This window comes from Rhodococcus sp. P4_C10 (assembly GCF_056402135.1).
Genome location: NZ_JBFUHZ010000009.1, coordinates 39,881 through 58,820 on the forward strand (window position 1 = coordinate 39,881; position 18,940 = coordinate 58,820).

The following is an 18,940-nucleotide window of genomic DNA, read 5'->3' on the forward strand; positions in this document are numbered from 1 at the left end:
ATATGGAAGGGACGGGCCGCGTCAGACGCGCTCGATGATGGTGGCCACGCCCATGCCGCCGCCGATGCACAGCGTGATGAGCGCGTAGCGCGCGTTGCGGCGCTCGAGCTCGTCGACCATGGTGCCGGTGATCATCGCGCCGGTCGCGCCGAGCGGGTGGCCCATCGCGATGGCGCCGCCGTTGACGTTGAGCTTCTCGTCCGGGATGTTCATGTCCTTCTGGAACTTGAGCACCACGGAGGCGAACGCCTCGTTGATCTCAACGAGGTCCATGTCCTCGATCGTCAGGCCGGCGGACGCGAGGACCTTCTTGGCGGCCGGCGTCGGGCCGGTCAGCATGATGGTCGAGTCCGCGCCGGAGGTGGCGGTCGCGACGACGCGGGCACGGGGGGTCAGGCCCATGTCCTTGCCGGCCTGCTCGGAGCCGACGAGCAGCAGCGCGGCGCCGTCGACGATGCCGGAGCTGTTGCCGCCGTGGTGGACGTGGTTGATCTTCTCGACGAAGTGGTACTTCTGCAGCGCCACGGCGTCGAAGCCGCCCATCTCACCGACCGCCGCGAAGGCGGGGGCCAGGGTGCCGAGCGACTCCGCGGTGGTGCCGGGACGCATGTGCTCGTCGTTGTCCAGGATGGTGACGCCGTTGATGTCCTTGACCGGCACCACGGACTTGGCGAAGTAGCCGCCGGCCCAGGCCTTGGCGGCCAGGTCCTGCGAGCGCACTGCGTAAGCGTCCACGATGTCGCGGGTGAAGCCCTCGATGGTGGCGATCAGGTCCGCGCCGACGCCCTGCGGGACGAAGTAGTTGTCGTAGTTGGTGGCCGGGTCCAGGGCCCAGGCGCCGCCGTCGGAGCCCATCGGCACGCGGGACATCGACTCGACGCCGCCGGCGATGACCAGCTCGTCCCAGCCGGAGCGCACCTTCTGGGCGGCGATGTTGACGGCCTCGAGGCCGGACGCGCAGAAGCGGTTGAGCTGCACGCCACCGACGGTGTCCGGCAGGCCGGCGTCGTTGACCGCGATGCGGGCGATGTCCATGCCCTGGTCGCCGACGGGGGTGACCACGCCGAGGATCAGGTCCGAGATGCGGTCCTCGTCCAGGTCCGGGAAACGCACACGCAGCTCGTCGATCAGGCCGGTGACCAGCGAGATCGGCTTGACCGAATGCAGCGAACCGGTCTTCTTGCCGCGGCCACGCGGGGTTCGGATGGCTTCATAAATGAATGCCTCTGTGGTCACTGTGAGGTGTTCCTTCCTGTGCACGTCCCCGCGCGCATGCGTGCGGTTCGCGATGTTCAGTGAAAAATTCCACGCCTGGCGCCGTCCATCCAACGCCGGACCCGAGGTAGACACCTCGACCACACAATCCTAGAACGTGTTCCAAAAAATGATCTAGGACCGAACCGATCGAGGTCTGTGACCATTGCGATCACACCGGCGGCGGGCGTCCGGCCCCGGTTCCAACCGGGCCACCCCGCTCGTTCGCCTGGAAGCGCGTCGGATCCGGGTGTTCAATTGGGTACGGCCCGACGGCCGGCAGCGTGGGAGAGAAGATCCGCCAGGCGTCCGCCATAGGGAGACTCGATGACCATCTCCACCCCGAACCAACTGGAACTGCTCCGCGAGCTCGAGCCGACGGTCGAGTCCGGCCTGAACCAGCACCTGTCGATCGCGAAGGACTGGCACCCGCACGACTATGTGCCGTGGGACGAGGGTCGCAACTTCGCCGCACTGGGCGGCGACGACTGGGCGCCCGAGCAGTCCCGGCTCTCCGAGGTGGCCACGGCGGCGATGATCACGAACCTGCTGACCGAGGACAACCTGCCGTCCTACCACCGGGAGATCACGGCGAGCTTCTCCCGCGACGGGGCGTGGGGAACCTGGGTGAACCGCTGGACCGCCGAGGAGAACCGGCACGGCATCGTGATGCGGGACTACCTGACGGTGACCCGATCCGTCGACCCGGTGCGGCTCGAGGAGATGCGCATGGCGCACATGACCACCGGGCTGACCTCGCCGATGGACGGCTCCTTCCTGCACTCGGTGTCCTACGTGACCTTCCAGGAACTGGCGACCCGACTCTCGCACCGCAACACCGGCCATGCCTGCGCGGACGCCGACGCCGAGCGGATGCTGGACCGGATCGCCGCCGACGAGAACCTGCACATGGTCTTCTACCGGACTCTCGCCGGCGCCGCCCTCGACCTGACGCCCGACGCGGCGATGGACGCGATCACCGAGGTGGTGATCCGGTTCCAGATGCCCGGTCTGTCGATGCCGGACTTCCGGCGAAACGCGCTGCTCCTCGCCACCCACGGCATCTACGACCTGCGTCAGCACCTCGACGACGTGCTGTGGCCGGTGCTGCGGATGTGGAAGGTGTTCGACCGCAACGACTTCACCGCGGTCGGCGAGCGGGCCCGGGACCGGCTTGCCGACCACCTCGAGGAACTCTCACGCAAGGCGGTCCGCTTCGAGGAGACCCGCGAGCGGCTGCGGGCCCGGGAGGGCGCGCGGGCCTGAGCCCGGCTCGCCGAGGTCCGGGGCTCGCGCCTCTGACCAGGCACGGGATCGACATCACGCCGAAGTTCACCCGACAGTTTCACCCGTGTTCGAGCGGACTTCTCGCCCGCGCCCCTCGCGTTGCCGTGTGCCCCGGCCCTGACCGCCCTATGGTGGTCCCGGCACATGGCAAGCGGCGAAGGGGACGGCATGCGAACGGGTGGATCCACGATCTGGCACTGGAAGACGAGTTGGCGCGCGCACCTCGTCTTCGGGTTTGCCCGCGTCGTCGTCAAGCCGGTGATGGCGGCGTGGCCCACCGGCGACCGCGGTCTGGCCGTGCTCGCCCGGCTCGAGAGCCGACTGGACCGGATGCCGGCGCCGCCGAACACCACCGTCGAGCCGATGACGCTGGGCGGGGTGCGGTGCGAACGCGTCACCCACCCGCGCCAGGCCGGCGACGCCTTCTCGGGCGCCACCGTTCTGTACTTCCACGGCGGCGGGTTCCTGTTCTGCGGGCTGGGCTCGCACCGCGGCGTCTGCGCCCAGCTCGCCGCCTACTCCGGCGCCCCGGTGGTGTCGGTGGACTACCGCCAGCTCCCCCACGGCGGCATCGGGACCTCGATCGCCGACGCGATGACCGCGTACCGCGAACTGCTCGACAGCTGTGACGACCCCACCAAGATCGTCGTCGCCGGCGATTCCGCGGGCGGCTACCTCGCGATGAAGGTGGCCGAGATCGCGGCGCTGCAGGGCCTGCCGACGCCGGCCGCGGTGCTCGGGTACTCGCCGCTGCTCAACCTCGACCTCGAGGCGCACGACCCGGAGTTCATGCGCCGGGACGCGTACCTGCCGATGAACCAGGTGCGCAAGGTCAAGGATCGCTGGCTGTCCGGGCCGGAGAAGATCATCGGGGCGCAGTCTCCGATCGACGCCGACCCGGCCCTGTTCCCGCCGGTGTTCCTGGTCGCCGCCGAGTACGAACTGATGCGCCCGGACGTCGAGTACCTCACCGCCCGCTTCGAGCGGGCCGGGCAGCCCGTCGAGACCCACCTGTGGGCCGGCCAGATCCACGCCTTCCCGGTGATCGGCCCGACTCTGAGGGAGAGCCGGGAGTCCGTCGGGCTGAGCGTCGAGTTCGCGCGGCGCAGCCTCGGCGCCGTGCGCAAGCGTTCGGCCTGACCGACCCCCGTCACGCTCCCCAATGTCACATCGGGTGCCCTCGGGGCACCCGATGTGACATTGGGGACGGTCGGCCGGTCGGCAGGCGGACGCGGCACCACTCCAGATCGGTGCGGGCCGCGGGACGACCGCGTCACTCGATGCGCTTGGCGCCCAACTCGTCCGCCAGGAGCTCGATGGCGATCTCCACCGGGTCGCGCCGAACAGACTCGGCACCAGGCTCGGCGGCCTGCGCCATCATCTCTTCCTCGTCCTCGGGCGTGACGTTCTCCGAGGTCGGCGGCTCCGGCTCGTTCGGCGGCGGGCCCGGGTCGTCCGGGTAGTCCGGGTAGTCCGGCGGCGGGATGTCGTCGACGGAGTCCCCCGACGGGCGCGGCCGCGACGGCTGGGCATTTCCCTGACTCGGACGCGAGAACCTCGGCCCGCCAGCCGGTTTCGACGGCTCGCGCGAGGCCGCGGCACGCTGCACCGGCGCGACGGGCTCCGCGGTGCCGACCTCGCAGTCGACGGTCCAGTCCACCCCGAACACCTCGCGCAGCGCGTCCCGGATGACGTCCGCGTTGCGCGTCTCGACCAGCCGTTTGGCCAGTGGCGCCGAGGCGTGGATGAGGATCAGCCGGTTGTTCTCGATCGCGCGCACGGTGGCACCGGAGAGCATGACCTCCACGGTGCGACTGCGCTCGCGAACCTTGGCGCGGACCTCGGACCACACCGCGCGGACCGCGGCGGCGTCGGGTTGGCCGGCCGCCGCGGGTGCGGGCACGGGCTCCGGTTCCGCCTCGGGCATCGGCTCGGGCACGGGCGCCGGCTCGGACACGGGTTCCGTTGCCTGCACGGGAATCTCGACCGGAACGGCCGGCTGCCGCACGGGGGCGGCGGGCTCCGGCTCCGGCTCGAACTGCTCCGGGGCCGGTGCGGCCTGGGCCGCCGGCTCGGGCCGCACGAACTCCGGTTCCGGGGCGGGCGTCTCGACGACCGGGGCGGAAGGCTCGACGACCGAGGCGGGCGGCTCGACGACCGAGGCGGGCGGCTCGACGACCGGGGTCACGGGCTCGGGCGCCTGGGCCACCGGGGCCGGTGCGGGCGCTGCCGGCTCGACCACCGGCGCCGGAACCGGCTCGGCCACCGGCGCCGGAACCGGCTCGGCCACCTGTGCCACCGGTTCCGGGGCAGCAGGCACCGGAGCAGATTCCACGGGTGCGGGCGCCGGCTCGGAAGCCTGCGTTGCCGACCGCTGCGAGGGCCGCTGGTAGATCGGCTCGGGTTCCGGGCCGGCCGGCGCGCTCGGCCGAGCGGCGGGCTCCGCAGCCGCGTGCGTCCGCGCCGCCGTCGCCTGCCCGGCCGCGGGCACGCTCACGCCGGGACTCCGCTCCAGCCGTTCCAGGCGTTGCAGCACGGCCGATTCCGCGTCGGACGCCGAGGGCAGCAGCATCCGCGCGCACATCACCTCGAGCAGCAACCGGGGCGCCGTGGCGCCGCGCATCTCGCCGAGTCCGGCGTGCATCAGTTCCGCGTACCGGGCCAGCGTCGCGGGGCCGATCCGCTCGGCCTGCTCCCGCATCCGCTCGAGCACGTCGCCGGGCGCGTCGACCAGGCCCCGCTCGGCCGCGTCGGGCACCGCCCGCATCAGGATCAGGTCACGGATGCGCTCGAGCAAATCCACCGCGAACCGCCGCGGGTCGTGGCCGGCGTCCATCACGTTGTCGACCGTGCCGAACAGGGCCGCGCCGCCACCGGCGGCGAGCGCGTCGACGGCGTCGTCGATCAGGGCGACGTCGGTGACGCCGAGCAGCGACAGCGCCCGCGCGTACGTGACGCCCTCGCTGCCCGCGCCGGCGAGCAGCTGGTCCAGCACGCTCAACGAGTCACGCGGCGAGCCTCCGCCCGCCCGGATCACCAGCGGGTACACGGCGGGGTCGACCGCGACGTGCTCCTGCGCGCAGATCTTCTCGAGCAGCCCGCGCATGGTGGTCGGCGCGAGCAGCCGGAACGGGTAGTGGTGGGTGCGCGACCGGATGGTCGGCAGCACCTTCTCCGGTTCGGTGGTGGCGAAGACGAAGATGAGGTGCTCCGGCGGCTCCTCCACGATCTTGAGCAGGGCGTTGAAGCCCTGCGTGGTGACCATGTGCGCCTCGTCGACGATGAAGATGCGGTAGCGGGACTCCGCGGGCGCGTAGAAGGCCCGGTCACGCAGCTCGCGGGTGTCGTCGACGCCGCCGTGGCTGGCCGCGTCGAGCTCGATCACGTCCAGGTTGCCGGGACCGCCGGGCGCCAGCGCGACACAGGAGTGACACACCCCGCACGGTGTGGAGGTGGGTCCCTCCACACAGTTCAGCGAGCGCGCCAGGATCCGGGCCGAGGACGTCTTGCCACAGCCGCGCGGACCCGAGAACAGGTAGGCGTGATTGATGCGGCCGGCGTCCAGGGCGGTGCTCAGGGGTTCGGTGACGTGCTCCTGCCCCACCACTTCAGCGAAGGTCGCCGGTCGATACTTCCGGTAGAGGGCCACGCGGTGAGGGTACCGGCGATGCCCGACATCGCGCCCACGGACCACTGCGACCCGCTCGCGTCCCGCGACCACGGCGCCACGTGTCACCGCCCGACCTCGGACGACCTGTGCAAAATCCGAAACACAGCCGCAACACGACCGCCGCGCCGGTGAAACCGCAGCCCCGCATCGTCAGTTACAGATGCGGCAACATCCCGCACCGACAGGAGGACTGACGTGCAGACAATCGACGCCGGCGACACCGCCTGGTTGCTCGTGAGCACCGCGCTGGTACTGCTCATGACGCCCGGACTGGCCCTGTTCTACGGCGGCATGGTGCGGTCGAAGGGCGTGCTCAACATGATCATGATGAGCTTCGTCGCCATCGCCCTGGTCACCGTCGTCTGGCTGCTGGTGGGGTACAGCCTGGCCTTCGGCGACGACATCGGCGGCGGCCTGCTCGGTGGGCTCGAGCACTTCGGGATGGCGGGCATCGACCCGACCACCCTGCACGGCACCGTGCCGGAGTTCCTGTTCGCCACCTTCCAGCTCACCTTCGCGATCCTCACCGCCGCGCTGATCAGCGGCGCGATCGCCGACCGCGCCAAGTTCTCCTCCTGGATGGTGTTCGTGCCGGTCTGGGCGCTGGCCGTGTACGTCCCCGTCGCGCACTGGGTGTGGGGTCCGGACGGCTGGATCGCCCGCCTCGGCGCCCTCGACTACGCCGGCGGCCTCGTCGTGGAGATCGTCTCCGGCGCGTCCGGCCTGGCGTTGGCGCTGGTCCTGGGCCCGCGCATCGGATTCCGCAGCGAGCCGATGCGCCCGCACAACCTGCCGTTGGTGCTGCTCGGGGTGGGCCTGCTGTGGTTCGGCTGGTTCGGTTTCAACGCCGGTTCCGCGCTGTCCGCGAACGGCACCGCGGCCGCCGTCTTCCTCAACACGCTGGTCGCCGGCTGCACGGGCATGCTCGGGTGGCTGGTGGTCGAGCAGCGCCGCGACGGCCACCCCACCACCTTCGGCGCCGCGTCCGGCGTGGTCGCGGGCCTGGTCGCCATCACCCCGTCCTGCGGCTGGGTGACGGTCGGCGGCGCCGCGGTGATCGGCGTGGTCGCGGGCGGCGTCTGCTCGTTCGCGGTCGGCTGGAAGTTCAAGTTCGGCTACGACGACTCGCTCGACGTGGTCGGCGTGCACCTGGTCGGCGGGATCGTCGGCACCCTGCTGATCGGCCTGCTCGCCGCGAAGGTGATGACCGGCGGCGTGTCCGGGCTGCTGTTCGGCGGCGGGCTGGCCCAGCTCGGCAAGCAGGTCGCCGCGGTCCTGGTGGTCGGCCTCTACGCGTTCGGCATGAGCTACGGCCTCGGCAAGCTGATCGACCGGTACCTCGGGTTCCGGGTCAGCGCCGAGGACGAGATCACCGGCGTCGACCTGGCGCTGCATGCCGAGTCCGCGTACGAGCACGCGGTGCTCGCGCACGGCGGACCGACCGGCCCGGGCCTGTTCCCGCCGCGCGACGAGGAGCCCCGCCGCCGGGCCGCCGAGGAGGACGACGACCCGGTGCACTGACCGGACGACGGATCGCCGCCGCCCCGCAACAGGTCCGCTACTATCCCGGGGTCCGGGCACCGGATGATTCGTCGTCCCACCAGGAAGCACCGATGTCCGCGACCACAGATCCACAGGCGACGACGTCGCCGTCCGACAACACACCCGACGCAACGACCGGCGCCGCGGAGAGCGCGTCGCCGGTCGGCGCCGGTGGCCGACTGCGCCGCTACGGCCGCACGCTGCACCCCGTCGGCCTGACGCTGGCCCTGCTGTTCTTCTGCTGGTCGATGACGCCGTCGCTGCTGCCGCGCACCTGGTACCTGCAGGCCGTGGCGACCGGCATCAGCGTCGCGACCGGGTACGGAATCGGTTGCCTCGCAGCGTGGCTGGTCCGCAAGTGCGGCTTCACCGTGCGGCACTCGGAACGGACCCGGCGGATCGGCTGGTGGACCCTGCTGGGCCTGGCCGTGGTCGCGGTGCCGACCTTCCTCGTCCTCGGCTCCTGGTGGCAGCAGATCGTCCGCGAGCTCGCCCAGGCGGAGCCCGCGAGCCGCTCGTACTACCTTCTGGTGCTGGCACTCTCGCTGACCGTCGCGGTCGCGATCCTGGCGATCGCGCGGGCGATCCGCGGCGGCACCAACCGGCTGACCGCGCTCGGGCTGCGCTACGTGCCCGCCCCCGTCGCGCGGCTGGCGAGCCTGGTGGTGGTGCTGGTCGTGGGCGTGCTGGTGGTCAATGGCGTTGTCTACCAAGGCGTCATCGGCCTGGCGAACCGGTCCGCGGCGACCGCGGACCAGAGCACCGCGCCCGACGTGACCGAGCCGACCGCGGCCGAGCGGTCCGGCTCCCCCGCCTCCGCCGAACCGTGGGGCAGCCTCGGCCGGGAGGGCCGCACGTTCGTCGCCGGCGGCCCGACCCCCGAGCAGATCTCCGCCGTCACCGGCCGTCCGGCGCCCATGCCGATCCGGGTCTACGCGGGCCGTGAGTCCGCCGATTCCGTTGAGGGCGTGGCGGATCGGGTGGTCGCCGAACTCGAGCGCACCGGCGCCTTCGACCGCAGCGTCCTCGCCGTCGCCACCACCACCGGCCGTGGCTGGGTCAACGCGCGGGTCGCGTCGTCGCTCGAGTACGTCGCCGGTGGCGACTCGGCGATCGCGTCGATGCAGTACTCGTTCCTGCCCAGTGCGCTGTCGTTCGTCGCGGACCGGCAGACCCCGCCGGCGGCGGGCCGGGCGCTGTTCGAGGCCGTCTCGGCAGCGGTGGACGCCCGTCCCGCGGGGTCCCGGCCCAAGCTGGTGGTGTTCGGCGAGAGCCTGGGCTCGTTCGGCGGGCAGGGCGCCTTCAGCGGGGCCCAGGACATGCTGTCCCGCACGGACGGCGCGCTGTGGGTCGGTACCCCGAACTTCGCGCCGCAGTGGGCGCAGATCACCGCGGACCGCGATCCCGGCTCACCGGAACGTCTTCCGGTGGTCGACGGCGGCGCGAACGTCCGGTTCGCCGCGTCCGCCGCGGACCTCGACCTCCCCGCACCGTGGGGCACCCCGCGGATCGTCTACTGGCAGCACGCCAGCGACCCGATCACCTGGTGGTCCTTCGACCTGCTGCTGCACAAGCCGGACTGGCTCCGCGAACCACTGGGCCCGGACGTCGACCCCGGCATGCGCTGGATCCCGTTCGTCACGTTCTGGCAGGTCACCATGGACATGGTGTTCTCCGCCGACGTGCCGGAGGGCCACGGCCACACCTTCGGCCGGGACGCGGTGAACATGTGGGCCGGCATCCTCGACCCCGCAGACTGGACCGCCGCCCAGACCGAGCAGGTGCGCGCCGTCGTCGGCGGCGACCAGACGGAGGAGTAGCCGTCCCGGCCGGCCGGCACACACCTTCTCGCGCCGTCACACGCCCGTTGCGCGTATGTGTGCGACGGAGACAAAGGGGACAAAGGGTATGTGCGGCTAGGTGGCCTTGGCTGCCTTCGCCGCCGCCTTCGCGGCCTTCTTGAACTCGCGCACCTCGGCGAGCGTCTGGTCGTCGACCACGTCCGCGATCGACCGGCGCGCGCCGTCGTCGCCGTACGCGCCCGCGGCCTCGCGCCAGCCGTCGAGTTCGACGCCGATCTGCTTGCCGAGCAGCGCCAGGAAGATCCGCGCCTTCTGGTCGCCGTAGCCGGGCAGCGCCTTGAGCCGCCGGAGCACCTCCTTGCCGTCCGGGGCGCCGTCAGTCCAGATCGCCTCGGTACGGCCGTCGTAGTGCTCGACCAGGTAGGTGCACAGGTCCTGGACCCGCTTGCCCATCGACCCGGGGAACCGGTGCACCGCGGGTGGGGTGGCGCACAGGGCGAGGAACTTCTCGGGGTCCATCTCCGCGATCTTGTGGACGTCGAGACCGTCGAGTCGGTCGTCGAGCTTCTTCGGCCCGGCGAAGGCGACCTCCATCGGAATCTGCTGGTCGAGCAGCATTCCGATCAGCAGGGCCAGGGGGTCGGCGGCGAGCAGCGCGTCCGCGTCCGCGTCGCCGGCGAGGTGCAGCGTGAGTGCCATGCCGACGATCCTGCCACCTGCCGCGCCGCCCGGGGAACAATGCGCGGACCCCGCACGTTGGTTCGGTACACCGTACGGAAATGGAGTGCCGATGACGCCGACAGCTGTGGAGACCGAATTCGACCGCCAGGTGGGGGTGCTCACCGAACTGGGCTACCCGGCGCTGACCGGGCTCGGCGCCCCGAAGTTCGCGGCCGCCCTCGAACCGCTGCGCGGCGTCGTCCTGGCAGATCCGGAGTGCTCGGCGGACCACGGCGAGGACCACGTCCCGTTCGTCCTGGTGGTCGCGCGCACCGCGCAGGGCGGATCGCTCGACGCCCACGGGGCGATGGCCCGGACCGCGCTCGGCGGCAGGCCGGGGTTCTCGGTCCTCGAGCCGGCCGAGCTCTCCCGGTTCCGCCCGGTCGAGACCGTGACGATCCCGGACGGCGTCGCGTACGTGCTGGTGAACGTCGACACCGGGTCGGAATTCCTCAATGTCACGCCGGCAGCCGCGCTCGAGTCACTGACCGCGATGGGCCGCACCCCGCTCACCGTCGAGGAGGGCATCGCCCTGCTCACCGCGCGCCCGGACATGCTGCGCAAGAACAAGTGCTTCTCGCTGCTGGCGTCGCGGTGCGGCGACAAACGGGTGCCCGCACTGTGGATCAGCGAGCGTCGACCGAAGCTCGGCTGGTGCTGGAACGGCAACCCGCACACCTGGCTCGGGTCGGCATCGGCGTCGGCGCGGCTGCCGCTCGCGCCCGCCTGACGGGTCCGCGGACCCGCCCGGCGCTCACGCCTGGGTGAGCGCCTTTTCGGCGGCGGCGAGCAGGACGCACGTCGCGACGCCGTCCATGGCCTTCGCCAGCTCGTCCGTCGACGGGAAGCTGGGGGCGAGGCGGATGTTCCGGTCCTCGGGGTCCTGCTTGTACGGGAACGCGGATCCGGCGGCCGTCAGGGCGATGCCGGCGTCCTTCGCGAGCCCGATGACCCGCTTCGCGGTGCCGTCGACCACGTCGAGGCTGATGAAGTAGCCGCCCTTGGGCTCGGTCCACGACGCGACCTTGGACGCACCGAGACGGTCCTCGAGGATCTGCAGCACCAGTGCGAACTTGGGCGCCAGGATCTCGCGGTGCTTGTCCATGTGCGCACGGACACCGTCGGCGTCCCGGAAGAAGCGCAGGTGGCGGAGCTGGTTGATCTTGTCCGGGCCGATGCTCTTCTTGCCCAGGTGCTGCTGGTACCAGGCCAGGTTCGCGTCGGAGCTGCCGAAGAAGCTGACGCCGGCTCCGGCAAAGGTGATCTTCGACGTGGACGCGAACACCAGAGGACGGTTCGGGTTGCCGGCCTCGGCGGCCATGCCGAGGATGTCGAGGGCCGGGGCGCACTCGGCGACCAGCGGGTGCACGGCGTACGCGTTGTCCCAGAAGATGCGGAAGTCGGGGGCGGCGGCGGGCATCGACGCGAGCGCGCGGGCGACGTCCTCCGAGTACACGGCACCGGTCGGGTTGGAGTACGTCGGGACGACCCACATGCCCTTGATCTGCGGATCGGCGGCGACCAGCTCCGCGACCTTCGCCATGTCCGGGCCGTCGTCGCGCATCGGGATGGCGATCATCTCGATGCCGAAGGACTCGGTGATGGCGAAGTGACGGTCGTAACCCGGTGCGGGGCACAGGAACTTGACCACCGGCTCCTGCGACCACGGCCGCGGCGAGTCCGGGTTTCCGTGCAGCAGCGAGAACACGATCGCGTCGTGCATGATCTCGAGGCTCGCGTTGTTACCGGCCAGCAGATTCGCGACGGGGATGCCGAGCAGCTCGCCGAAGATGGCACGCAGCTCCGGCAGACCGGTCAGTCCGCCGTAGTTGCGGCAGTCGGTGCCGGCGCCGTCGCGGTAGTCGCCGTCGCCGGGCAGGGAGAGCAGCCCCGCGGAGAGGTCCAGCTGCTCGGGTGCGGGCTTTCCTCGGGTGAGGTCCAGCGCGAGCTTCTCGGCCTTCAGCTGCGCGTACTTCGCAGACTGCCGTTCATGCTCGGAGCGGAGTTCCTCATGGCTCATCAACCCAATCTGGGTTTGGGTAGGCATCCCGAAAGACCTTTCACACCGTGGCGGCGGAGCTGGGGTGGAAATTAAAGGGGACCCCGCGCACCCGGCAGAGCCCATTGACCCTTGCTGCCTTCCGGCCCTGGGGGAGTTCACAGGATGCGCGCCGCGCGGGATCCACAGACGAGCATACCGACGACTCGGCGGGCGTGGACAGCGGGGCCGCAATCGCGCCGCGCAACCGGGGTCGGGGGCCAGTTCGGGGGGCCGTTTTCGTGGTTTGGCAGGTGACCCGGTATGCTCGCCCACGGAGGATTCGCCTAGTGGCCTATGGCGCTCGCCTGGAACGCGGGTTGGGTTAACGCCCTCAGGGGTTCAAATCCCCTATCCTCCGCCACACGATGGCCCCCGATCTCCGGATCGGGGGCCATTGTCGTATCCGGGGGCCGCCCACCCCGGGCAGATCCGCGCCCCACAGGGGTGTGACGACCGCCACGACGGGCGGCGATCACGGCCCGGACCTCGACGGATCCTTCCCCCGGAACCCGCAGCCACGAAGACACGCGCTGCGTTGCGTAGGACTCTTCGATAACGTCCCGCCGCGAACGCCGGACCTCGGCGCGCACCCCGTGACCCCCGGAGGATTTCCATGGCAGACCTCGGCTCCAGCAACATCGCCCCCACCGTCAACGGCACCGCCACCGGCATCGTCGGCATCATCGGCGACACCCTCACCAGCATTGCCTCGACGCTGAACAACCTCAGCCTCAGCTGAGATCGCTTTCGAGAACGGCCCCGCCTCGCATCCGCCGGGCGGGGCCGTTCCCGTCGAGCGGTCGTGACGCGAATGTCCAAGACCTTGTCGGTGCCCCGGCGCAGACTGTGGCGATGACCACAACCGAGACCGCCGCCCTCTACCGCCGCCTCGCCGAGACGCTGACCCGCACCGTCGAGTCGGTACCGGCCGACCGCTGGGACGCCGACTCCCCCTGCGAGGGATGGACGGCCCGCGACGTGCTGCGTCACGTCGTCGAGACCCAGTCCTACCCACTCGGCAACGTCGGACTGACGCTGCCGCCGGTGCCCGACGTCGACGTCGACCCGGTGGGGGCCTGGACGCAGACCCGCGACGCCGTCCTGGAGATCCTCGACGACCCGGCCCGCGCCGGCCTCGAGTACGATAGCCAGATGGGCCGCACCTCCGTCGCGGCGACGTTCGGCACCTTCTTCTGCTTCGACCTGGTGGTGCACCGCTGGGACCTGGCGCATGCCACCGGACTGGACGAGACCGTCCCCGCCGAGGACCTCGCCCTGGTGGCCGGCTTCGTCGAGCAGGCCGGCGAAATGCTCCGTTCCCCCGGCGTGTGCGGCCCGGCCGTCGAGACACCGGCCGCCGCCGACCAGCAGACTCGCCTCCTCGGCGCCCTGGGGCGCCGGGCCTGACCCGATTGCCCGATTCGAAAGCCGTTCGCACACAGGAATTTCCCGTTCGTCGGGATCGCGTTCACCTGGTCGCCGCCGCCTGGACACGATCGGCCTCCACCCTGTGACGAGCGCCTCTTTCCAGCAGATGCGGGGGGATATGCCCTTCGGCTACCGTCCGTGGTGCACCAACGACAACGCGACTTTCCCTGGAGGATCCACATGGCCGACATCACCAACATCGCCGAGCCCGCCGCCGGCAGCGGCAGCAGCGGAGCCGACATCGCGAGCGCGCTGCTCGGCGGCGTTGCCAAGATCTTCGGCCAGCTGGTCGGCGGCTTCAGCAGCTAGTCTCCACCGCTCGCGTTCACGGCCCCCGACCCTCGCGGTCGGGGGCCGTTGCCGTCCCCACCCACCCGCCGAGTGCGCAGTTTCCGGCGCGTCGCCCGGGAGCGGGCGACGGGAGGTGCACCCTCGGCGGGTGCGCTGGCGGCCCCTGACGGCTCGCTAGGGTTCACTCATGCACCAGCACGCATCCGGGGCGGGACGGTTCGCCCCCAGCCCCTCGGGTGACCTGCACCTGGGCAACCTCCGCACCGCACTGCTGGCCTGGCTGTTCGCCCGTTCCACCGGACGACGTTTCCTGATCCGCGCCGAGGACCTGGACCGGGTCCGGCCCGGCGCCGAGCAGCGCCAGCTCGACGACCTCGCCGCGCTCGGGCTGGACTGGGACGGCCCGGTCGTGCGGCAGTCGGACCGGCTCCCCCGATACGACGCGGCCGTCGCCACCCTCGTCGACGCCGGCCTGACCTACGAGTGCTTCTGCACGAGAAGGGAAATCCAGCAGGCCGTCTCGGCGCCGCACGGTCCGGACGGGCACTACCCGGGCACCTGCCGGAACCTGACGGCCGCGCAACGCGCGGACAAGCGCGCGCAGGGCCGGATGCCCGCGATCCGGCTGCGCGCCGAAAAGCCCGAGTACACAGTCGAAGACATGCGCCGCGGCAGCTACACCGATGCCATCGACGACGTGGTGCTGCGGCGTGGCGACGGGGTCCCCGCGTACAACCTGGCCGTGGTGGTCGACGACGCCGCACAGGGCATCGACCAGGTGGTCCGCGGCGACGACCTGCTCTCGTCCGCGCCGCGGCAGGCCTATCTCGCGTCCCTGCTGGATCTTCCGGCACCCCACTACGCGCATGTGCCGCTCGCGCTCAACGCCGAGGGCAAGCGGCTCGCCAAACGGGACGGCGCCGTCACCCTGGCCGACCAACGGGCCCGCGGGCGCACCCCGGAGGAAGTCCGCGCGATGATGGCGGTCTCTCTCGGCATGGCCGGCGCCGACGACCGGCCGACCACGGCCGAGTTGCTCGCGACCTTCGACCCGAACGCACTTCCCAGCACTCCCTGGGTGTTCACCACGGCCTGACACGAATCCGCGAAAAGAGATGCATGTCTCGCCAGGACCTACCGGGCATTTCCTCACCGCCCCAGTACTGTGTCGGCATCCGAATTCGCGGATGAACACATAAGTAGGGGGCTACATGACAAGCGGCGGACCGAACGATCCGAATAATCCGGGGGTTTCCGGCGGGCAATTCCCGCAGGCCGGACAAATCCCTACCCAGGGATACGGAAATCCGGTGGATTACGGCACGCAGCCCGGCCCGTCCTACCCGGGTCCCGCGGCGCCTGGCGGATACGGCGGATACCCGTCGGCGCCGCCGATGCCGCCGGCACCCGGCGGCGTCAGCCAGCAGGCGGCCGGGTTCTTCCCAGCCCTGTTCGACTTCAACTTCGACAGTTACGTGACGCCGAAGGTCGTCAAGGTCCTCTACATCCTGGTGACAGCGATGATGGGGCTCGGCCTTCTCGTCATGGTCGTCTCGGCCTTCTCCCAAGAGCCCGTTGCAGGGCTACTCGCCCTCCTCTTCGGTTCGCTGGGCTTCATCGTCTTCCTCGCGCTGATCCGGATCAGTCTCGAGTTCTACGTCGCAGTCATCAAGATCTCCGAGGACGTGAAGGAACTCAAGCGCAGGTAGACGCGTCACCCCGACCGCGACCGACACGGACGCGCGGTCGGGGTGCCCCTCCCTGCCGCCGACGAACGAATCCGAATCGGTACCAGTTTCCGGCAATGAATGGCCGGATACCACGTAGGGTCATGCTCGCACTGCCAAATGGTGAGAAATTCAACCATGACGCCGTCGACAAGGGGACCCAAGTGAGCGAGAACCCGCCACCCGGTGATCCGAACACCGGGCGAAATCCCGATCCGAATTACCCACAGAACCCGCAGAACCCGCCCCAGAATCCCGCTGGCGGATACCCGCCGCCGAACTACGGCCAGCCGGGCAACCCGCAGCAGGGTGGCGCCCCGAACATGCCCGGCGGCTACCCACCGCCCCCGGGCTACGGCGCCCCCGGCGGCTACCCACCGCCCCCCGGCGGCTACCCACCGCCCCCCGGTCAGGGCGGCTACATGCCACCGCCTCCACCCGGTTACGGCCCGCCTTCGCCACCACCGCCCGGCTTCGGCGGACCCGGCGGCGTCCCCCAGCTCACCGTCGGCGACGCACTCGGCTACGCCTGGAACAAGTACAAGGCCAATGCGGGCGTGTGGATCGGCATCCTGCTGGTCATCGTTCTCATCGAGGTCGCGCTCAGCCTGAACTTCGGGCGCGACTCCGACTCCATGAACGTGGCCAGCTTCTACACGGTGTGGAGCGTGATCGGCACGATCGTCAGCGTCGTCGTCGGCTATCTCGTCAATGCCGCGCTGGTCCGCGGAGCCCTGCACGAACTCGACGGCAACACCCCGACCATCGGCTCGTTCTTCCAGTTCACCAACGTGGGCGCGGTCATCCTCGCCAGCCTCTTGGTCGGCCTGATGTCCGGCATCGGTTTCGTCCTACTGATCATCCCAGGCATCATCATTGTCTTCCTGACCTGGTGGACTCTGCAGTTCGTCATCGACCAACAGCAAGATGCGATCCCCGCAATCAAGTCCAGCTTCGGTGCGATCTCACAGAACGTCGGCCCACTTGCGCTGCTGACCCTGGCGCTGATCGCGCTCAACATCGTCGGCTTCCTACTGTGCCTGGTCGGCCTCCTGGTGAGCTACCCCGTGACCATCATCGCCTCGACCTACGCGTACCGGGTCGTCGTCGGGGGCCGCGTCGCCCCCTGACCCACCGCTGCACGCCTGCTCACGACGCCGGGCGCGAACCGACCCCACCGGGTCTGGGTTCGCGCCCACCATCGTGGCGCTCTTCACCGCCGTGCTGCTGATCTCGAACATCTGCGCCACCAAGGGGGTGGCATTCTTCGCCGGATCCGAGCTCAGCATCGGGCCGCTGCAGATCCTGCCGATCATCACCGACGGCGGCTTCTTCCTGTTCCCGCTCGCCTACGTGCTCGGCGACGTGCTCAGTGAGGTGTACGGCTTCAAGGCCACCCGCCGGGCGATCTACCTGGGGTTCGGCGCACTGATCCTGGCGGCGGGCTGCTTCTGGCTGCTGCTCGCGCTGCCGTCGGCGGACTTCTACGAGCACCAGGCGGCACTGGAATCCGTGGTCGGCGTCTACCCCCGACTGCTGCTGGCCGGGCTCTCGGGCTACCTCGTCGGACAGTTGCTGAACTCGTTGGTGATGGTCGCCATCAAGGAACGCACCAAGGAGAAGCACCTGTGGGCACGGCTGATCGGGTCGACCGTCGTCGGCGAGTTCGCCGACACCCTGATCTTCTGCTCGATCGCCGCGGGCGCGATCGGCATCACCACCGGCGGCGATTTCGTCAACTACCTCCTCGTCGGCGTCGTGTGGAAGATCCTGGTCGAGGTGCTGGTCATGCCGATCACCTACCGCGTCATCGCGTACATCAAGAAGCGCGAGCCGACGTACGTGCTCGCCGTCTGACCGGCGGGCAAGGACAAGCCCGCTACGGCTTGTCGGGGCCGTAGAACCGGCCGAGGGTCTCCGCCTTGAACTCGTGGAAGTAGCCGCCCTCGATGCTGGCGCGGATGTCGTCGACCAGCTTCACGGTGAACCGCTCGTTGTGAATGGTGCACAGCGTCGAGGCGAGCATTTCCTTCGCCTTGAACAGGTGGTGGATGTACGCGCGGGTGTAGTTGGCGCAGGTGTAGCAGTCGCACTCGTCGTCGATGGGTGTGAAGTCGCGGCGGAAACGGCTGGTGTTGATGTTGAAACGGCCCGAGCGCACGTAGATGGCGGCGTTGCGGGCCACCCGTGACGGGTTGACGCAGTCGAAGGTGTCGGCGCCGTTCTCGATGGCGACGAAGAAGTCGTCCGGCTCGCTGATCCCGAGCATGTGCCGCGGCTTGTGCTCGGGCAGCTCCTCGTTGCACCACCGCACGATGGTGCCCAGGTTCTGCTTCTCGAGTGCGCCGCCGATGCCGTAGCCGTCGAAGCCGTAGCCGTTCTCCCCCTCGATGGACTCGAGGCCGCGGCAGGCCTGCCGGCGCAGGTCCTCGTACTGCGCGCCCTGCACCACGCCGAACAGCGCCTGGTACGGCTTGTCCGCGCGCTCGGCGGTGAGCTTCTCGTGCTCGGCGATGCAGCGGATCGCCCACTCCTGGGTGCGCTGGACCGAGCGTTCCTGGTAGCCGCGGGTGTTGAGCAGGGTGGTGAGCTCGTCGAACGCGAACATGATGTCCGCGCCGAGCTGGTGCTGGATCTGCATCGACACCTCGGGGGTGAACCGGTGCCTGCTGCCGTCGAGGTGCGACTTGAAGGTGACCCCGTCGTCGTCCACAGTCGCGAGCCGCTCCTTGCCGTCCGCGATCACGTCGTCGGACTGCACACCCACCGACTCCATCGCCAGCACCTTGCGGAAGCCGACGCCCAGCGACATCACCTGGAACCCGCCGCTGTCGGTGAAGGTGGGGCCGTCCCAGTTCATGAACCTGCCCAGCCCGCCCGCCGCGTCGACGATGTCGGCGCCGGGCTGCAGGTAGAGGTGGTAGGCGTTGGCCAGCACCGACTGGGTGCCCAGCTCCTTGACGGACTCGGGCAGCACCGCCTTGACCGTCGCCTTGGTACCGACCACCACGAACGACGGCGTCGCGATGTCGCCGTGCGGGGTGTGGACGGTGCCGGTGCGGCCGAGGCGGTCCTCGAGGCGGGTCCCGATGGTGAAGATCGATTCGGGACGCTTCGCGGGACCCACGCCGGCCTGCGGCTGTACTGCGGAATTCACGTGGCAATCCTGTCACAGGGC

Annotated in this window: 17 protein-coding genes, 1 tRNA gene and 1 other RNA gene; 13 read left to right on the top strand and 6 right to left on the bottom strand. The window is 70.2% G+C overall.

Going from position 1 to position 18,940, the window contains the following annotated elements; translation table 11 throughout:
* Positions 1-21: 21 nt before the first annotated feature.
* Positions 22-1,236 (bottom strand): acetyl-CoA C-acetyltransferase, encoded by a 1,215-nt coding sequence (locus tag AC1DWC_RS07435; RefSeq protein ID WP_477906811.1) that lies wholly within the window; start codon positions 1,234-1,236, stop codon positions 22-24.
* A gap of 345 nt (positions 1,237-1,581) precedes the next feature.
* On the opposite strand from AC1DWC_RS07435, the gene AC1DWC_RS07440 reads away from it, so the two are divergent.
* Both AC1DWC_RS07440 and AC1DWC_RS07445 read left to right on the top strand, forming a co-directional pair.
* Positions 1,582-2,520, top strand: a complete 939-nt coding sequence (locus AC1DWC_RS07440; protein WP_477906812.1) for an acyl-ACP desaturase — start codon at positions 1,582-1,584, stop codon at positions 2,518-2,520.
* 189 nt (positions 2,521-2,709) lie between these two features.
* Positions 2,710-3,681 (top strand): alpha/beta hydrolase, encoded by a 972-nt coding sequence (locus AC1DWC_RS07445; RefSeq protein ID WP_477907142.1) that lies wholly within the window; start codon positions 2,710-2,712, stop codon positions 3,679-3,681.
* 133 nt (positions 3,682-3,814) lie between these two features.
* Here AC1DWC_RS07445 and AC1DWC_RS07450 read toward each other — a convergent pair whose 3' ends face one another.
* The gene (locus AC1DWC_RS07450; protein WP_477906813.1) at positions 3,815-6,190 is read right to left on the bottom strand and encodes a DNA polymerase III subunits gamma/tau; all 2,376 of its coding nucleotides are present in this window, start codon (positions 6,188-6,190) and stop codon (positions 3,815-3,817) included.
* A gap of 216 nt (positions 6,191-6,406) precedes the next feature.
* Here AC1DWC_RS07450 and AC1DWC_RS07455 point away from each other — a divergent pair, with 216 nt between their 5' ends.
* Both AC1DWC_RS07455 and AC1DWC_RS07460 read left to right on the top strand, forming a co-directional pair.
* Positions 6,407-7,732, top strand: coding sequence for an ammonium transporter (locus tag AC1DWC_RS07455; RefSeq protein ID WP_477906814.1), 1,326 nt, complete (start codon positions 6,407-6,409; stop codon positions 7,730-7,732).
* Positions 7,733-7,824: 92 nt separating this feature from the next.
* On the top strand, positions 7,825-9,573 hold the full coding sequence (locus AC1DWC_RS07460; protein ID WP_477906815.1) for an alpha/beta hydrolase: 1,749 nt from the start codon (positions 7,825-7,827) through the stop codon (positions 9,571-9,573).
* Positions 9,574-9,669: 96 nt separating this feature from the next.
* Here AC1DWC_RS07460 and AC1DWC_RS07465 read toward each other — a convergent pair whose 3' ends face one another.
* Positions 9,670-10,254 carry an HhH-GPD-type base excision DNA repair protein gene (locus AC1DWC_RS07465; RefSeq protein WP_477906816.1) on the bottom strand — a complete coding sequence of 195 codons (585 nt, stop codon included), beginning with the start codon at positions 10,252-10,254 and terminating at the stop codon, positions 9,670-9,672.
* A gap of 91 nt (positions 10,255-10,345) precedes the next feature.
* Here AC1DWC_RS07465 and AC1DWC_RS07470 point away from each other — a divergent pair, with 91 nt between their 5' ends.
* Positions 10,346-11,005 carry a DUF5701 family protein gene (locus AC1DWC_RS07470; protein WP_477906817.1) on the top strand — a complete coding sequence of 220 codons (660 nt, stop codon included), beginning with the start codon at positions 10,346-10,348 and terminating at the stop codon, positions 11,003-11,005.
* A 24-nt stretch (positions 11,006-11,029) separates the two neighbouring features.
* Here the strand turns inward: AC1DWC_RS07470 and AC1DWC_RS07475 are convergent, their stop codons facing one another.
* On the bottom strand, positions 11,030-12,322 hold the full coding sequence (locus AC1DWC_RS07475) for an aspartate aminotransferase type Ic (protein WP_477906818.1): 1,293 nt from the start codon (positions 12,320-12,322) through the stop codon (positions 11,030-11,032).
* Between the two features lie 45 nt (positions 12,323-12,367).
* Positions 12,368-12,462: signal recognition particle sRNA small type (gene ffs, locus AC1DWC_RS07480), an RNA gene on the bottom strand.
* Positions 12,463-12,589: 127 nt separating this feature from the next.
* Here ffs and AC1DWC_RS07485 point away from each other — a divergent pair.
* The 8 genes from AC1DWC_RS07485 (at position 12,590) to AC1DWC_RS07520 (ending at position 17,619) form a co-directional block, all read left to right on the top strand.
* A tRNA-Ser gene (locus tag AC1DWC_RS07485) sits at positions 12,590-12,677 on the top strand.
* A 252-nt stretch (positions 12,678-12,929) separates the two neighbouring features.
* Positions 12,930-13,055: a hypothetical protein gene (locus tag AC1DWC_RS07490; protein WP_255312523.1), complete on the top strand. Its 126-nt coding sequence runs from the start codon at positions 12,930-12,932 to the stop codon at positions 13,053-13,055.
* Positions 13,056-13,168: 113 nt separating this feature from the next.
* On the top strand, positions 13,169-13,723 hold the full coding sequence (locus AC1DWC_RS07495) for a TIGR03086 family metal-binding protein (RefSeq protein WP_477906819.1): 555 nt from the start codon (positions 13,169-13,171) through the stop codon (positions 13,721-13,723).
* A 201-nt stretch (positions 13,724-13,924) separates the two neighbouring features.
* A complete protein-coding gene (locus AC1DWC_RS07500) occupies positions 13,925-14,053 on the top strand; it encodes a hypothetical protein (RefSeq protein ID WP_255312522.1) in 129 nt (42 codons plus the stop codon).
* 169 nt (positions 14,054-14,222) lie between these two features.
* Entirely contained in the window at positions 14,223-15,131 is a 909-nt protein-coding gene (gene gluQRS / locus AC1DWC_RS07505; RefSeq protein WP_477906820.1) for a tRNA glutamyl-Q(34) synthetase GluQRS, read from the top strand.
* A gap of 214 nt (positions 15,132-15,345) precedes the next feature.
* The gene (locus AC1DWC_RS07510) at positions 15,346-15,744 is read left to right on the top strand and encodes a DUF4282 domain-containing protein (protein ID WP_477843668.1); all 399 of its coding nucleotides are present in this window, start codon (positions 15,346-15,348) and stop codon (positions 15,742-15,744) included.
* Between the two features lie 182 nt (positions 15,745-15,926).
* The gene (locus AC1DWC_RS07515; protein ID WP_477906821.1) at positions 15,927-16,892 is read left to right on the top strand and encodes a DUF2189 domain-containing protein; all 966 of its coding nucleotides are present in this window, start codon (positions 15,927-15,929) and stop codon (positions 16,890-16,892) included.
* A 7-nt stretch (positions 16,893-16,899) separates the two neighbouring features.
* Entirely contained in the window at positions 16,900-17,619 is a 720-nt protein-coding gene (locus tag AC1DWC_RS07520; protein WP_477907144.1) for a queuosine precursor transporter, read from the top strand.
* Between the two features lie 22 nt (positions 17,620-17,641).
* Here AC1DWC_RS07520 and tgt read toward each other — a convergent pair whose 3' ends face one another.
* Positions 17,642-18,919, bottom strand: coding sequence for a tRNA guanosine(34) transglycosylase Tgt (tgt, locus tag AC1DWC_RS07525; RefSeq protein WP_477906822.1), 1,278 nt, complete (start codon positions 18,917-18,919; stop codon positions 17,642-17,644).
* Positions 18,920-18,940 lie beyond the last annotated feature (21 nt).

What these genes read in the sequence shown, in the direction of transcription:
- AC1DWC_RS07445 (WP_477907142.1), top strand. Translation starts at nt 2,710, where the DNA reads ATGCGAACGGGTGGATCCACGATCTGGCACTGGAAGACGAGTTGGCGC.
- AC1DWC_RS07490 (WP_255312523.1), top strand. Translation starts at nt 12,930, where the DNA reads ATGGCAGACCTCGGCTCCAGCAACATCGCCCCCACCGTCAACGGCACC.
- AC1DWC_RS07470 (WP_477906817.1), top strand. Translation starts at nt 10,346, where the DNA reads ATGACGCCGACAGCTGTGGAGACCGAATTCGACCGCCAGGTGGGGGTG.
- AC1DWC_RS07475 (WP_477906818.1), bottom strand. Translation starts at nt 12,322, where the DNA reads ATGCCTACCCAAACCCAGATTGGGTTGATGAGCCATGAGGAACTCCGC.
- AC1DWC_RS07500 (WP_255312522.1), top strand. Translation starts at nt 13,925, where the DNA reads ATGGCCGACATCACCAACATCGCCGAGCCCGCCGCCGGCAGCGGCAGC.
- AC1DWC_RS07440 (WP_477906812.1), top strand. Translation starts at nt 1,582, where the DNA reads ATGACCATCTCCACCCCGAACCAACTGGAACTGCTCCGCGAGCTCGAG.
- gluQRS (WP_477906820.1), top strand. Translation starts at nt 14,223, where the DNA reads ATGCACCAGCACGCATCCGGGGCGGGACGGTTCGCCCCCAGCCCCTCG.
- AC1DWC_RS07460 (WP_477906815.1), top strand. Translation starts at nt 7,825, where the DNA reads ATGTCCGCGACCACAGATCCACAGGCGACGACGTCGCCGTCCGACAAC.
- AC1DWC_RS07465 (WP_477906816.1), bottom strand. Translation starts at nt 10,254, where the DNA reads ATGGCACTCACGCTGCACCTCGCCGGCGACGCGGACGCGGACGCGCTG.
- AC1DWC_RS07495 (WP_477906819.1), top strand. Translation starts at nt 13,169, where the DNA reads ATGACCACAACCGAGACCGCCGCCCTCTACCGCCGCCTCGCCGAGACG.